The sequence below is a fragment of the Nocardia grenadensis genome, from assembly GCF_050942415.1.
GTDB classification, from domain to species: Bacteria; Actinomycetota; Actinomycetes; order Mycobacteriales; family Mycobacteriaceae; genus Nocardia; species Nocardia grenadensis.
This window is the reverse complement of sequence record NZ_CP192054.1, coordinates 293,951-309,217: the sequence shown is the minus strand read 5'-3', so window position 1 is coordinate 309,217 and position 15,267 is coordinate 293,951. Positions and strand designations below refer to the sequence as shown.

Annotated in this window: 13 protein-coding genes; 4 read left to right on the top strand and 9 right to left on the bottom strand. The window is 68.4% G+C overall.

Annotation, left to right across the window (positions count from 1 at the left end; genetic code table 11):
• Window positions 1-310 precede the first annotated feature (310 nt).
• The 5 genes from ACQPYS_RS01365 to ACQPYS_RS01345 all read right to left on the bottom strand — a co-directional run bounded on the left by ACQPYS_RS01365 (window position 311) and on the right by ACQPYS_RS01345 (window position 6,368).
• Window positions 311-1,054, bottom strand: a complete 744-nt coding sequence (locus ACQPYS_RS01365; protein ID WP_431939421.1) for an oxidoreductase — start codon at window positions 1,052-1,054, stop codon at window positions 311-313.
• Between the two features lie 92 nt (window positions 1,055-1,146).
• Window positions 1,147-2,787 (bottom strand): dipeptide ABC transporter ATP-binding protein, encoded by a 1,641-nt coding sequence (locus ACQPYS_RS01360; protein ID WP_433491494.1) that lies wholly within the window; start codon window positions 2,785-2,787, stop codon window positions 1,147-1,149.
• A gap of 23 nt (window positions 2,788-2,810) precedes the next feature.
• Window positions 2,811-3,773 (bottom strand): ABC transporter permease, encoded by a 963-nt coding sequence (locus tag ACQPYS_RS01355; RefSeq protein ID WP_433491493.1) that lies wholly within the window; start codon window positions 3,771-3,773, stop codon window positions 2,811-2,813.
• Between the two features lie 14 nt (window positions 3,774-3,787).
• Window positions 3,788-4,714 carry an ABC transporter permease gene (locus ACQPYS_RS01350; RefSeq protein ID WP_063035264.1) on the bottom strand — a complete coding sequence of 309 codons (927 nt, stop codon included), beginning with the start codon at window positions 4,712-4,714 and terminating at the stop codon, window positions 3,788-3,790.
• Window positions 4,715-4,754: 40 nt separating this feature from the next.
• Window positions 4,755-6,368: a peptide ABC transporter substrate-binding protein gene (locus tag ACQPYS_RS01345; protein ID WP_431939425.1), complete on the bottom strand. Its 1,614-nt coding sequence runs from the start codon at window positions 6,366-6,368 to the stop codon at window positions 4,755-4,757.
• Between the two features lie 277 nt (window positions 6,369-6,645).
• On the opposite strand from ACQPYS_RS01345, the gene acs reads away from it, so the two are divergent.
• The 4 genes from acs (at window position 6,646) to ACQPYS_RS01325 (ending at window position 11,575) form a co-directional block, all read left to right on the top strand.
• Window positions 6,646-8,601, top strand: coding sequence for an acetate--CoA ligase (gene acs / locus ACQPYS_RS01340; protein WP_433491492.1), 1,956 nt, complete (start codon window positions 6,646-6,648; stop codon window positions 8,599-8,601).
• A 182-nt stretch (window positions 8,602-8,783) separates the two neighbouring features.
• Complete coding sequence (gene nhaA / locus ACQPYS_RS01335; RefSeq protein ID WP_433491491.1) at window positions 8,784-10,019, top strand: Na+/H+ antiporter NhaA; 1,236 nt, start codon at window positions 8,784-8,786, stop codon at window positions 10,017-10,019.
• A 37-nt stretch (window positions 10,020-10,056) separates the two neighbouring features.
• On the top strand, window positions 10,057-10,557 hold the full coding sequence (locus tag ACQPYS_RS01330) for a phage holin family protein (protein ID WP_063035261.1): 501 nt from the start codon (window positions 10,057-10,059) through the stop codon (window positions 10,555-10,557).
• Window positions 10,558-10,606: 49 nt separating this feature from the next.
• Entirely contained in the window at window positions 10,607-11,575 is a 969-nt protein-coding gene (locus ACQPYS_RS01325; RefSeq protein ID WP_431939427.1) for an alpha/beta fold hydrolase, read from the top strand.
• A 208-nt stretch (window positions 11,576-11,783) separates the two neighbouring features.
• Here ACQPYS_RS01325 and ACQPYS_RS01320 read toward each other — a convergent pair whose 3' ends face one another.
• The 4 genes from ACQPYS_RS01320 to nth all read right to left on the bottom strand — a co-directional run bounded on the left by ACQPYS_RS01320 (window position 11,784) and on the right by nth (window position 15,163).
• A complete protein-coding gene (locus ACQPYS_RS01320) occupies window positions 11,784-12,977 on the bottom strand; it encodes a MarP family serine protease (RefSeq protein WP_063035259.1) in 1,194 nt (397 codons plus the stop codon).
• Entirely contained in the window at window positions 12,974-13,678 is a 705-nt protein-coding gene (locus ACQPYS_RS01315; RefSeq protein ID WP_433491490.1) for an NUDIX hydrolase, read from the bottom strand. Before ACQPYS_RS01315 ends, ACQPYS_RS01320 begins: the two co-directional genes overlap by 4 nt.
• A 64-nt stretch (window positions 13,679-13,742) precedes the next feature.
• Window positions 13,743-14,396, bottom strand: coding sequence for a TlpA family protein disulfide reductase (locus ACQPYS_RS01310; RefSeq protein WP_433491489.1), 654 nt, complete (start codon window positions 14,394-14,396; stop codon window positions 13,743-13,745).
• Window positions 14,393-15,163, bottom strand: a complete 771-nt coding sequence (gene nth, locus ACQPYS_RS01305) for an endonuclease III (protein ID WP_433492943.1) — start codon at window positions 15,161-15,163, stop codon at window positions 14,393-14,395. Before nth ends, ACQPYS_RS01310 begins: the two co-directional genes overlap by 4 nt.
• Window positions 15,164-15,267: the final 104 nt, after the last annotated feature.

Sequence of the window (15,267 nt, the reverse complement as noted above, 5' to 3'; positions counted from 1 at the left end):
GAGCCGGAAGAGAAGGCTCAGTCTCCCAACCCACCCTTCCCAGTACGGACACCCGGTACCCACGCGGAGCTCGCCGCGACAAGGGCAGAAGCGTTGTGGGCCTGCGAAATCCGGTCCGTTGCCGGCGATGGCCTCGCATAGCCGCGGGGATGAGCTGCTGCGGAGCCCGGAGGAACGCCGAGGCCGGAGAACACAACCCAAACCAGCACGCATGGTAACCAGGTAGTCCGTGCTCGCGGGCGGTGAGGTCTCACGACCACGCCGCCCGCTTTGACGTTCCGGGGGAAATCGCCCGCCGGCGCTCGCTGATTCAGCCGGCAGCGTCCGCTATCGATGTCGCTTCCCGCGCGCCGTCCTCGAGCGCACCACAACAGAACAGCACCCACCCGCCGATACCGTCGGCGGTCCCGGACCCGAACCCCGCCGCCGCGTCGAGGTAGGCCTGTCGTCGGCGCAGCCAGAAGACTTCAGGCACGCCGAGCGACCGGACATCGAGCCCGCTGGCCACCGTCACCAGCCGAAAGGCGGCCCGCGCGACCAGTCCGTCGGCCGAACCGAACGGTTTCAGGGTGAGCAGCTCACCGTGCACCACAGCCGCGGTGACCGGGGCGGGAGCGGAGGTGGTGAGCAGCGTCTGCGCCAGCATGTCCAGGCGGTCCGCGACGCCGGCGTCGGCGCGGGGACGACCCAATTCGTTCTCCTCGGCGACCAGGTCGGCGGCCGCCAGCAGATGTAGCCGGGCCAGTGCCTGCAGCGGTGCGCGTTCCCAGATGCCGACCAGGTTGCGCAGCGCGTCGCCGTCGAGCGCCTGGCCCACCCGCAGCGCACCGGCCAGGATCGGGTCGGTGATCGCGCCGTCGGCCGGCAACTCCGTACTACCGCCCTCCAGCGCCGCCGACGACCGGGCGGCACGCACCGAGGCCTCGGCGGCGGTGGTTGCCCAGCCGCGACGGTTCGCCCGGTGCCGGTGGACCTCGGCCAGTGCGTCGCGGGCCTTGTCGGCGGCGGCCCGGACCCCGGGCAGTTCGATGAGCGGCGCGAGCGGATCGGTCACGGATCAGCACGCTACCGCCGCCGGATCCCGGCGCGAGCGCCAGCCCCGCAGGCAGGACCCGACCCCCGCCGCCGACGACGGTTGCGGCCGGTTCAGCCGGTGAGCAGGTCGCGGCCGGGGATGGCCTCGAGCAGGCGGCGGGTGTATTCCTCGCGCGGCGAATCGAAGATCTTCCCTACCGGTGCCGCTTCGACGATCCGGCCCCGATGCATCACCAGGACCTCGTCGGCGAGCTGACGGACCACCGCCAGATCATGGGTGATGAACAGATAGGTAAGGTCCAGTTCGTCCTGGAGCCGGGTGAGCAGATCGAGGATGTTCTGCTGGACCAGGACGTCGAGCGCCGAAACCGCTTCGTCGCAGACCAGCAGTTCGGGTTCCAGAGCCAGGGCGCGTGCGATGGCGACGCGCTGCCGCTGGCCGCCGGAGAGTTCGTCGGGATAGCGGGAAAGCACGCTGCTGGGTAGCGCGACGTGTTCCAGCAGTTCGCGGACCCGGCTCTCCCGCTCGTTGCGGGTGCCGATCCCATGGGTGCGCAGCGGTTCATCGATACAACGATGGATCGAGTACAGGGGGTCCAGCGAGGCGTACGGGTTCTGGAAGATCGGCTGCACCCGGCGTCGGAACCGTATCTGCTCGCGCCCCTTCAGGCGACCGATATCCCCGCCGTCGAACACGACCGACCCGGAGCTGGGTTCCAGCAGACCGAGCACCAGCTGCGCGACCGTGGACTTGCCGGACCCGGACTCCCCGACCAGCGCGGTGGTGCGCCCGCGGTGCAGCGTGAACGACACATCCTCGACGGCAACGGCTTCCCCGGATCGCCACGGCACCGAACCGCGGGTCCGATATTTCTTGGTGAGCCGGTCGGCCACCAGCACGGCATCCCGGGTGGCGAGTTCACGAACGCGTTCCGGGCGCCGGGCGGCCGCCAGCGAGGGCGCCGATTCGACCAGTTTGCGGGTGTACTCGTGCCGCGGATCGCGCAACAGTTCCAGCGCAGGCCCCGATTCCACCACCCGGCCGCGATACATCACCACCAGATGTTCGGCGCGTTCGGCGGCCAGGCCGAGATCATGGGTGATGAGCAGCATCGCCGTGCCGAATTCGGCGGTGAGGCTCTCGATATGGTCGAGGATCCGGCGCTGCACGGTGACATCGAGAGCGGAGGTCGGTTCGTCGGCGATCAGTAACCCGGGACGCCCCGACAACGCCATCGCGATCAACGCACGCTGCCGTAGGCCACCGGACAATTCGTGCGGGTACTGGTCGGCCCGTTGCTCCGGATCGGGTATCCCCGCGGAGCGCAGCAGTTCCACCGCCCGGTCCCGGGCAGCGCGGCCACGGGCGATACCGTTGGCCGCGAGGGTTTCCCGGATCTGGAATCCGATCTTGTGCACCGGGTCGAGGTTCGACATCGGGTCCTGCGGAACGAAACCGATTCGCTTGCCCCGCAGTTCCACCAGGCGCGATTCGGCCGCGCCGGTCAGTTCCGTCCCGTCGAATTCGATACTGCCCCCGACGATCCGACCGGCGCGCGGGAGCAGGCCGATGATCGCGTGCGCGGTGGTCGATTTCCCCGACCCGCTCTCGCCGACGATCGCCACCGTCTCCCCGGGGTACACCGTGAGGTCGGCACCGCGGACCGCGTCCACCCTGTCGTCGCCCTCCCCGAACGCGATCCGCAGCTCCCGGATCCGCAGCAGTGGCCGCTCCTTCTGCACGTCGGTCATATCCGCTCCCCGGTCCGTGGTGATCACCTCGCCGCCCGCCCTTTCGGATCCAGGGAGTCGCCGAGTGCGTCACCGAGCATGATGAAACCGAGCACCGTCAGCGCCAGCGCGGTGGACGGATAGAACAGGATCAGCGAACCGCCGCGCAACTGCTGCTGACCGGTGGCGATATCGGCGCCCCAGGACACCTCGGTGGGCGGCAGGCCGACACCCAGGAACGACAGTGTGGCCTCGGTGACGATGAAAACCCCGAGCCAGATCGCTGTCACCACGATCACCGGGCCCAGCGAGTTCGGCAGCACATGCCGGGCCAGGATGCCGAGCCGGGAGACGCCGAGCGCCCGGGCCGCGAGCGCGTATTCGCTGTTCTTCGCGGCGATCACCGCGCCACGGGCGATCCGGGCCGCCTGCGGCCAGGTGAAACCGGCGAGGGTGACGATCACCAGCCCGACCGTGCGCGTGGTCGACAGCTGCATGAGCACGATGGCGGCGAGCATCAGCGGTACGGCATAGACGATTTCGGAGATCCTCGATATCACCGAATCGAGCAACCCACCGTAGTAACCGGCCAGCGCGCCGAGCGTCGCGCCGATCAGCACGAACAGCAGGGCCGCACCGACGCCGACGAGGACCGAGGCCCGCGCCCCGTAGACGGTGCGGGCATAGATATCGCAACCCTGCAGGTCGAACCCGAACCAGTGCGCCGAACTGGGCGGCAGCAGACTGTTGTCGACCACGCAGTAGCGCGGGTCCTGATCGGTGAACAGCCCCGGGAAGGCCGCGACCACCAGGACCAGGGCGATGATCGCCATCGCGATCAGGAAGAGTGGGTTGCGCCGCAGGCCGCGCCAGGCCTGCCCCCAGAACCCCAGCGGTGCGCCCGCCACGTGCACTCGATCGGTGGTTTCGACGGTCACCGCGTCCGGGGCGGCGACCCAGCGTTGCCGGTCGGGCCTGATGGGGCGGGCCGGCTTCTCATCGGACATGACCGCACTCCTGTTCAGGCATAGCGAATCCGCGGATCGAGCACGGCGTACAACAGGTCCACCAGCAGGTTGGCGAGCAGGAACACCACGATCAGGACCGTGACGAACGAGACCACCGTCGGGGCCTCTCCCCGGACGACCGCCTGATAGAGCGTGCCGCCGACACCCGGAATGTTGAAGATGCCCTCGGTCACGATCGCACCGCCCATCAGCGCGCCCAGATCGGCGCCCAGGAAGGTGACCACCGGAATGAGCGAATTGCGCAGGATGTGCACCCGGACCACCCGGCGTCGCGGCAGCCCCTTGGCGGTGGCGGTACGCACATAGTCGGCGTCCCGGTTCTCGGCCACGGCGTTGCGGGTCAGCCGCAGTACATAGGCGAAGGACAGCGAGCCGAGCACCAGGGCGGGCACGATCAAGCGACCCCAGCTCGCATCGGCGCCGACGGTGACCGGCGCGATCCCCCATTCGACGCCCAGCAGGTACTGCGCGAGGAAACCGAGGACGAACACCGGCACCGCGATCACCACCAGGCTCAGCACGAGCATGGTGGTGTCGAACAGCTTGCCCTTGCGCAATCCGGCCAGCGTGCCGAACAGGAGCCCGAACACCGCCTCGAATACCAGCGCCAGTACCGCGAGCCGGAGGGTGATAGGAAAGGCACGGGCCAGTTCATCTTTCACCGACCGTCCGGAGAATGTGGTGCCGAGATCGAAGGTGAAGATGCCCTTCAGGTAGTAGAGGTACTGCACCAGGAAGGAGCGGTCGAGGTGGTAACGCGCCTTCAGCTGCGCCTCCAGCGCGGGCGTGAGGGTGCGGTCACCGGCCAGAGCCGCGACCGAGCCGCCGGAGATCTTGTAGATCAGGAAGTAGATGAGCAGGGTCGCGCCGAAGAACACCGGGATCATCTGCAGCAGACGCCGCACTACATACCACGCCATGGGCACTCCTGCGGTCGGGGCGAGGATTCGCGGGCGGCGGTCATATCAGCTCGATGTTCTCGAAATCGGCCAGGCCGTTCCAGCCGAAGACAACACCGCGCACCCGCTCGGAGTACCCGGCCGAGTTGACGTAGTCGAAGATCGGGATTGTCGGCATATCGCGCAGCAGCAGCGCCTGCGCGCGGCCCACCAGCGCCCATGATTCGGCCTCGGTCGACGCCGCCTCGGCCGCCGCGACGAGCGCGTCGAATTCCGGGTTGTGGTAGTCGAAATCATTGGTCTCGGAGTTGCTCAGGAAACCCGGCTCCAGGAACTGGAGCATGGTCGGATAGTCGCCCTGCCAGCCCGACCGGAACGCTTTGCCGACGCTCCGGCCGGTGATCTGATCGCGCAGTTGTTTGAACGTCGGCAGGGCCGCGCCCACGGCCTCGATACCGAGGGTGTTCTTGATGCTGTTGGCTACCGCGTCCACCCATGCCTGATGGTCGCCGTCGGCGTTGTAGGCGATCTCGAAACGCCCGGACCACGGCGAGATCTCGTCGGCCTTCGCCCACAGCCGGCGCGCCTCGTCGGGGTTGTAGTCCAGCACCTGCGCGCCCGGCAGATCGCCGTCGTAGCCCGGGAGCACCCGCGAGGTGTAGTCGCGGGCGGCGGCCCGGGTGCCCCGGAAGATCTTGTCGCCGATGGCCTGCCGCTGGATGGCCATCGAGATCGCGTGTCGGCGCAGCCGGCCTTCCTCGCCGCCGAAATGCGGCAGGCCGGGCTGGGTACCGATCCACTGGTTCTGCGCGGTCGGCGCCGAGACCGCCCGCTCCCCCAGATCGTCGTCCACCACGGTCAGCGCGCTGGCGGGGACCGTATCCAGCACATCGAGATTGCCGGCCAGCAGATCGGCGTAGGCGGCATCGAAGTCCGAATAGAACACGAAGGTCAGGCCTTTGTTACGGGCCGGACGCCCACCCCGGTAGCTGTCGTTGGGCACCAGGTCCAGTTTCACATCGTGCCGCCAGGCGTCGGCGGTCGCGAAGCGGTACGGGCCGTTACCGATCGGTCGCTGCCCGAACGCCTCCATATCCGCGTACGCCGCCGCGGGCAGCGGATAGAACGGGGCATAGGCCAGCCTCGTCCGGAAGTCGATGGTGGGTTCTTTCAGCGCGACGGTGAAGGTGAGATCGTCGAGCACCCGCAGCCCCGACATGGTCTGTGCCCGAGGCGGGTCGGCCTGCACGTCCTCGAACCCGGTGATCGGCGCATAGGTATAGCTCTGCAGCTGCGCGTTGGTGACCAGGGCGCCGTAGTTCCAGGCGTCGACGAACGAATGCGCGGTCACCGGGGAACCGTCGGAGAACGTCCAGCCGCGTTTCAGCCGGACCCGGTAGAACTGCTGATCGGTGGTCTCGATGGATTCGGCGACCTCGTCGTGGAGGCTGCCGTCCGCCGCGATGCGGCGCAATCCGGCGAACAACCGGTCCACGATGCGCCCGCCGCCGTTCTCGTTGGTATTCGACGGGACCAGCGGGTTCTGCGGTTCGGAACCGTTGACCGCGATCGATTCGCCGAGGGCCGGCGTCACCGTGCAGGACGGCAGTACCGTCGCGCCGACCAGGACCAGTACCAGTGCGGCCGTCCGCAGCACCCACGACGATCCCCTCACACACCCTCCCGGCTCGTCACGACCACGGCCTCGGCACCCCGCAGAGTTGTCAGCAGACTATAGGGCCCGTTGCGCGATCCTGCCGGGTTCGTGGACTCTCGGAGCGACTGCCGGGCCGCCGCGACCGTGCCGCGGGTTGGCCGTTCGTCGGCCGCCGCCTGCCGCTCACCGGGTACCGGCGACCATTCGTCCCGGGATCACCCCGGCGGGCCGGAGCGAGAGTCTAGGGTCACAGATGGCCCCTTATGGTGCAGGTAACGCGAAGGAAGTGACTCAGATGACCGAAACCGCCGATCACCCGGACGCCTACCCGCCGAGTGCGGAGTTCGCTGCCGCGGCGAATGTCGATGCCGGTATCTACGAGCGTGCCACGCAGGACCGCGAGGCGTTCTGGACCGAGCAGGCCGATCACCTGCACTGGCACGAGCGGTGGAGCCGGGTACTCGACTGGACCGACGCACCGGTCGCGAAATGGTTCGTCGGCGGCCGGCTCAATGTCGCCTACAACTGCGTGGACCGCCATGTGCTGGAGGGGCGCGGTGACAAGGTCGCGCTGCACTGGGAGGGCGAACCGGGCGATTCCCGCACCATCACCTATTCCGATCTGCTCGCCGAGGTGAGCCGGGCCGCCAATTACCTGACCGAACTCGGGCTGACCGCGGGCGACCGGGTGGCGATCTATATGCCGATGATCCCCGAGACCATTGTGGCAATGCTGGCCTGCGCCCGTCTCGGGCTGCCGCATTCACTGGTCTTCGCCGGTTTCTCGCCGACCGCGCTGCGCCAGCGGATCGACGACGCCGAAGCACGGCTGGTCATCACCGTCGACGGTCAGTGGCGACGCGGTAATCCCGCGCCGCTGAAAGAAGCCGTCGACGAGGCGCTGTACGCCAAGGGCGATGTGCCCTCCAGCGTCGAGCACGTCCTGGTGGTCCGCCGGGTCGGCACCGAGGTCGAGTGGACCGAGGGCCGCGACCTCTGGTGGCACGAGACAGTCGCGCAGGCCGATCCGGTCCACGAGGCGCAGGCCTTCGACGCCGAACATCCCCTGTTCATCCTGTACACCTCGGGGACCACGGGAAAGCCCAAGGGCATCCTGCACACCAGCGGCGGCTACCTCACCCAGACCAGCTACACCCACCGAGTGGTCTTCGACCACAAACCCGAAACCGATGTGTACTGGTGCACCGCCGATGTGGGCTGGGTGACCGGGCACAGCTATATCGTCTACGGCCCGCTGGCCAACGGCGCCACCCAGGTGCTCTACGAGGGCACGCCGAATTTCCCCGACGAGCACCGGCACTGGCAGATCATCGAGAAATACGGCGTCACGATCTACTACACGGCGCCGACGCTGGTGCGCACCTTCATGAAATGGGGCCGCCAGATCCCCGACGCGCACGATCTGTCCAGCATCCGCGTACTCGGGTCGGTCGGCGAACCCATCAACCCGGAGGCATGGCGCTGGTACCGGGACGTGATCGGCTCCGGCACCGCCCCGATCGTGGACACCTGGTGGCAGACCGAGACCGGCGCCATCATGATCTCGCCGCTGCCCGGTATCACCGCGACCAAACCGGGTGCCGCCATGACGCCCGTGCCCGGTATCTCGGCCGCGGTGGTCGACGAAGAGGGCAAGGCCGTGCGGCGCGGCGAGACCGAGGCCAACGGCTATCTGGTCCTGGACCAGCCGTGGCCGTCGATGCTGCGGGGTATCTGGGGCGATATGGAGCGGTACCGGGCCACCTACTGGGACCGTTTCGGCGAGCAGGGCTGGTACTTCGCTGGAGACGGCGCCAAACTCGATGTCAACGGCGACCTCTGGGTGCTGGGCCGGGTCGACGACGTGATGAATGTTTCCGGTCACCGTATCTCCACCGCCGAAGTGGAATCGGCGCTGGTCGGGCATTCCGGTGTGGCGGAAGCGGCGGTGGTCGGCGCCACCGACGAGACGACCGGTCAGGGCATCGTGGCCTTCGTGATCCTCACCGCCGAGGCCACCGACACCGGGGCCACGATGGTCGACGAACTCAAGGCCGAGGTGGCCCGCGAAATCAGTCCGATCGCCCGCCCGCGGGAGATCCACGTGGTGCCCGAACTGCCGAAGACCCGTAGCGGCAAGATCATGCGCCGGTTGCTGCGCGATGTGGCCGAGGGCCGGGAACTCGGCGATACCTCGACCCTGGTCGATCCGCAGGTCTTCGAATCCATCCGGGCCGGTCGGGCCGACTGACCGGAACCGGGCGCCCGCCCACGCGAACCCACGGCCTTCGCCGGCCGGCTTGCGTGGGCGGGCCCGACTCGCGGCGCGGGGGCGCCGCCAATAGAATTACCGAAGGTGTGCCGGGAAGTCTGGTCGGCGAGATGGGCGCGCGTCTATGGAAGGAAACTTTCACGGCGGGCGCGGTAACGTCCATGCGACCGAAAGGTTTCCCCGTGGTCACCAACCCCCGGTTGGAACTCGCCCGATATCTGCGGACCGAAACCGTCGGTGGCGCACTGCTGCTCATCGCGGCCGCGGTCGCGTTGCTCTGGGTGAACTCGCCGTGGGGCCAGAGCTACCTCACGCTCACCGAAACCCATCTGGCCGTCCCGCTGTTGCATCTGGATCTCACCCTGGCCGACTGGGTGAAGGACGGACTGCTCGCGGTCTTCTTCTTCGTGGCCGGTCTCGAACTCAAACGCGAACTCGTCGTGGGCGAACTCGCCGACCCCAAACGTGCGGCGCTCCCCATCATCGCGGCCGCCGGCGGGGTGGTGACACCGGCGATCATCGCCTACACGGTGGGTTTCGGGGTCGACGGAATGGACCGCGGCTGGGCGATTCCGGTCGCCACGGATATCGCCTTCGCCCTCGCGGTGCTGGCCATGACCGGTTCCCGGATCCCGGCCAGCGCACGAGTTTTTCTACTGAGCCTGGCCGTGGTCGACGATCTGATGGCGATCGTGCTCATCGCGGTACTGTTCACCACCGGCTTGGCCTTCACCTGGCTGGCCGCCGCACTGGCCTGTTGCGCGGGCTGGTGGTTCGCGCAGCACAAACGGTGGACCTCCCCGCTGATCTACCTCCCGCTGGCCCTGATCTGCTGGTACGCGCTGCACGAAGCGCATATCCATCCGACGCTGGCGGGGGTGGCCTGTGGTCTGCTCACCCGGGTCCGCCCGGACGAGGGCGAAGCCGAAGCCCCCGCCACCCGCTGGGAACACCGTTTCCAACCCGTTTCGGCCGGGCTGTGCGTGCCGCTGTTCGCGCTCTTCGCGGCCGGAGTACCGATCAACGCGGAAGTTTTCGGCGATCTGTTCACCGACCGGCTGTCGCTGGCGATCATCCTCGGTCTGCTCATCGGCAAGACCACCGGCATCTTCGGGATCAGCTGGTTGGCCGTCCGCACCGGAATCGCCGAACGCCCGGCGCATCTGGGTTATCGGGACATGTTCGCCCTGTCGGTGCTGGGCGCGATCGGGTTCACCGTTAGCCTGCTGGTGGCGGAACTGGCACTGGAGAACTATCCCGATTCCGCCGAACTCGCCAAGGCCGCGGTTTTGGTGACGTCCATGGCCGCATCGTTGGCCGGTTCGGCGCTACTGTTGCGGCGTGGGCGTGTCCACCGAGCACGGCGCGACGCGGATGCGCTAGAACCAGAACAGTAAGACCGAGCAGGATCGGGACAGGGAGAGGGTCGACCACGTGAGTGTCACACAGGGCGGTAACGGAGACGGTGTACGAGGCGGCACGGTCACCTCGATTCCGCTGTCCGAGATCGACCCGCACGCATCGGCCAGTTTCGGCAGTCTGGTCCGCGACGCCTCCGAGCAGGTCTCGACCCTGGTCCGCGCCGAGGTGGCCCTGGCCAAGGCCGAGGTCACCGGTGAGATCAAGAAGGGCGTGCAGGGCAGCGTCTACTTCATCGGCGCGCTGACCGTACTGCTGTTCAGCAGTTTCTTCTTCTTCTTCGCCGTGGCCGAGACCCTGGATATCTGGCTCACCCGGTGGGCCGCGTTCTGGATCGTCTTCGCGCTCATGATCCTGGTGACCTCGCTGCTGGCGTTCCTCGGCTACCGCAAGGTGAAGAAGCTGCGCGCACCGGAGAAGACGATCGATTCGCTCAAGCAGACCCGTACGGTCCTGCCCTCCGGGTTCGGCAGCCACGACGAGCCCGGCGCGCTGGAGAAGACCGCGCAGCGGTAGGCAGGACCGCCACACGGTGATGTCCCGGCGTTCACTACGCTCGGACGACGTGGCGTCGAACTTTCCACCGGACCCGTCCAGCGTGCGCTTCGGCGGCCCCTGGACGCACCGCGATGTGCACGCCAATGGGATACGGCTGCATATCGCGAGTGCCGGGCCGGAGCATCCGGATGCGCCGCTGGTCGTCCTGCTGCACGGGTTCGCGGACTTCTGGTGGTCGTGGCGCCACCAGCTGACCGCGCTGGCCGAACTCGGCAACCATGTGGTCGCGGTCGATCTGCGCGGCTACGGCGACAGCGACAAACCGCCGCGCGGCTACGACGGCTGGACGCTGGCCGGGGATATCGCCGGGCTGATCCGCGCACTCGGGCACACCGGCGCGACCCTGGTCGGACATGCCGACGGTGGCCTGGTCTGCTGGGCGACCGCGGTCCTGCACCCACGGCTGGTCCGGTCGATCGCGGTGGTGTCCTCGCCGCATCCGGCGGCCCTGAAGAGTTCGGTGCTGCGGGACAGCAGCCAGCGGCGAGCGTGGTTGCCGGACTTCCTGCGCGACCAGCTCCCCCGCTACCCCGAGCACCGGCTCACCCGCGACGACGGTGCCGGAGCCGTGCGGATCCTGGCCGACCGCGGCGCGCGGTCCTGGGCCCGGACCGCGGAATTCGCCGACAGCGCGAACCGGATGCGTTCGGCCATCCGGATTCCCGGAGCCGCCCACTGCGGGCTGGAATACCGGCGCTGGGCCTTCCGCAGCCAGTGGCGGGCCGACGGTCGCCGGTTCATGGCGGTGATGCGCCGGCCGATCGATATCCCGGTGGTTTCCATGCGCGGCGAGTCCGACCGCTACATCCTGCCCGCCACCGTGCATCGCGGCCCGGAGCTGTCGCCGCACCGCCGGGTGGTCACCATTCGGGACGCCGCGCATTTCGCGCATCTGGAGAACCCGGACGCGGTCACCGCGGAGATCGCGAAACTGCTCGCCGGGCCGGACCGGCGAAAACCGGGCCGCCCTGCCTGAAACGCGCGGCCCGGCAGTGCATAACCACGACCGGACGCACGGCAGAACGTGAGCGCGGCAGGCGCCCGTCGGGGACCCGCGTATGGCGGGAGCGTGGTCGGGGGTACTCCGGATGAGCGCCAGTCGGGCAGGACCATCGCAATCCGGCGCAGCCGGGCGACCGGAACTCGGGCTGCGGCAGGGCACCCGGCCGGGCCGCCGCCGGCCATCAGCTCAGTACGCAGGGACCGGTATCCACCGGCGAACCGGCCGAGGGCGCCATATCGATACGCTCCCGGACCTCGTCGAGGGTGAGCACGTAACCGGTGTCGTCGTCGGTGACGGCGGCACCGAACACCACACCCAGCACCTTGCCCTCGGTATCGACCAGTGGTCCACCCGAATTCCCGGCCCGCACCGACCCGCGCACGGTGTACACCTCACGCTCCACCGTGCCGTCCCGGTAGATGGTGGGACCGGTCAGGTCCAGCGTCTCGCGCACCCGGGCCGCGCTCGCCGTGTACCGGCCACCTCCGGGGTAGCCGAGCACGATCGCGCTCTCACCCGATACGGCCGGCTCCGGCGCCTGCGGAATGACCGGCGCCACCAACCCGGGCACCGACAGCACCGCGATATCCATGGACGGATCGAATTCGACCACCGTGGCATCCAGCGGCCCGGCCGCGGAATCCACCGTCACGCTGGTGGTTCCGGCCACCACGTGCGCGTTGGTCAGCACCCGCTCCGGCGCCACCACGAAACCGGAACCTTCCAGCGCCCGCTGGCAGCTCGGTGCCACACCGCGGATACGCAGCACGCTCTGCTGCAGGGAGCCGGCGACCGGACTGGCCAGCACGCTGGGATCCGGCGGTTCCACCGCGGCGATGGGCGCACGCCCGAACGGGCCGATCACATCCGGCAGGCCCGAGGTGTTGAGCAGTTTGGAGAACTCGTTGGGCAATTGGCGCAACCAGTCCGGGGCGACCCGGTTGACGTCGGCGAGTACGCGGGAACTGTTGATGGCCGAGGCGATGGCGGGCTGCGACGAGGTCGCCAGTGGAAGCGCCAGCAGCCAGGCCGTCACCAGCACGGCGCCGGTCTGCAGCACCGCGCCCACCACACTGTCGACACCGCGCGCGAACGGATGGGTCATCCCGCTGCGCGCCGCCCGGCCCAGCACCATGCCCGCTACTTCACCGACGATCACCAGCAGCACGATGAGCAGGACCCCGGCCAGTACCCGGCTGCGGCCCTCATCGATGTGCACGAGAATGTGCGGGGCGATCAGGATTCCGGCAACCGCGCCGAGCACCACCCCGAGAAAAGCCAGTGCGGACGCCACCGCGCCCTGCCGCCACCCGGAGGAGGCGGCCAGGAGCGCCAATATGACAACCGCTATATCGAGCCACGCCGAGGAGCTCACAACACCATCCCCACCGCGGCCAAGGCCTCTTCCAGATCACGCACGTCGGTTCGGTCCCATTCCGATTCCCAGCCCAGTGAAGTCATGAGTCCGGCCAGTATGCCGCCGGTGAGCCCCCAGACCAACATTCCGTCCACCTGGAAGGCCGGACTCCGGTACCCGAGCGCGCTGCGCACCAGGAACCGGTTGGCCGGATCAAGGAGTTCCGCCATCGGAACCCGCACCACGCGATCGGTTTCGGCCCGGTCCACCACCCGCACCTCACTCGGCGTCCGCCAATAGGAGACGACCGGGGTCACATCGAAGCGCGACGGCGGGACGAACAGTTTCGGGAGTGTGGTGACCGGCTGCACGCCGGCCCGGTCCAGGCCGGTTTCCTCCCATGCCTCCCGTAACGCGGTGTCGACCGGACCGTCGTCGCCGGGGTCCACGGCGCCGCCGGGAAACGCCACCTGCCCGCGGTGCTGCCGCATGGTGGACGCGCGCTGGGTGAGCAGGATCTCGGCGTCGGCAGGCAGGCCGCCGGGCGCGGCCGGGTCGCCGGCCGGATCACCCGCGAAGAGCACCAGCACCGCGGCCTCGCGGACCTTGCCCGCCACCACGCGCCGCAGGCTCCGCGTCCGGCCCAGGGTGTCGGAGAAATCGGGCCGGCCCGGCCCCGCCGCCCCACTCAGCCAGGGCGGTACTCGATCTTCGCTCACAGGGCCTCCCTCGAGGGGGTTACATACGATCCGCGGAGGCTGAAGCGAAGGCGGAGGTAACGCATCACGCGGTGACTCCTAGTGCGGCGGCCACACTGGCGGCGATATCGTCCGCATCGCGGAACGGACGAGCGACATAGTCCGCGATCGAACCGTCCGGGCGGACCAGAACGGTGATCGGCAGGGCTGTCGGCGCCTGCGCGGCGGCGCGGACCCGGGCATCGGGGTCCTGCAGGCCCGGCAGGTGCAGTTCGGCGCGCCCCTGCGCCCGCAGATCGTCGTTGAGCGCGGCGAGCAGCGCCAGCGCTTTGGCCTCGTCCGGGTCACTGTGCACCGTGATGACCTGCACCGCGGAGCCCGCGCGGTCGGCGTATTCCTGGAAGAGCGGTAGTTCGGTGCGGCACGGCTGGCACCAGTACGCCCAAAGGTTGAGCACCACGGGCCGGCCGGTGAGGCGGCCCGGGTACGCCGGTGCGGCGTCGGCCAGACAGCTCAGCACCAGATCCGTCAGCGGACCAGGTGGCTCCGCCGGTGCCGAGGCGGTGGGGCATTGGGCGGCCCCCGACGCCGCTCGCAACGCGGGATCGATCGTCCGGGTGTGCTGCGGGGCGGTTCCGGCGTTTTCCGAACCACCGCGCGGCCAGAAAGCGATCGCGGCCGCCAATGCCACGATTACCGCCGTCAATGCCCATTTCCAGAAAACCGGTACGCGACTCAACGGCCCACCAGTTCGAGCAGATGCGGCGCCTCGGGTCCCTTCACGAGTTTGGCCGCCGCTTCCGGACCGGTCGGTCCGGCCCCGAACGAGGGGCAGTCCTTGGCCAGCAGACAGACCCCGCACGCCGGCTTCCGGGCATGACAGACCCGGCGCCCGTGGAAGATCACCCGGTGCGACAGCATCGTCCAGTCCTTGCGCTCGATCAGCGCACCGATCGCGTGTTCGACTTTTACCGGGTCCTCCTCGGTGGTCCACCCCCATCGACGCACCAACCGGCCGAAATGGGTATCGACGGTGATACCCGGAATTCCGAATGCGTTACCGAGAATCACATTGGCGGTTTTTCGGCCGATGCCCGGTAAACGGACCAGTTCCGCCATCGTGTGAGGTAATTCACCGTCGTAGTGTTCGAGTAGTGCCTGTCCGAGGCCGATGAGTGAATTCGCCTTGTTGCGATAGAAACCGGTGGGACGGATGAGTTCTTCCAGCTCCGCACGGTTGGCCTCGGCATAGGCCCGGGCGTCGGGATAGGCGGCGAACAGAGCTGGAGTGGTCATATTCACTCGCACATCCGTGCATTGCGCGGACAGGATCGTGGCCACCGCGAGTTCCAGCGGAGTACCGAAATCCAACTCGCAATGAGCGTCGGGAAATGCGCGCGCCAGAAGCCGGTTCATCCGGCGGGCGCGACGCACCAGACCCAAACGCGTTTCCGCCGGTCGAGTACTGGATCTACGGGTGCGCGCCCCGCCGGCGGCCGGGCGCACGACAGCCGCCTCGACAGTGCCGGAAATGTCGCTTCCGACGGTTTCTGAGGGGGAGGTACGCACCCGTCCACCATACGGAACCGTCCGACAACGTTGTCTTCTCA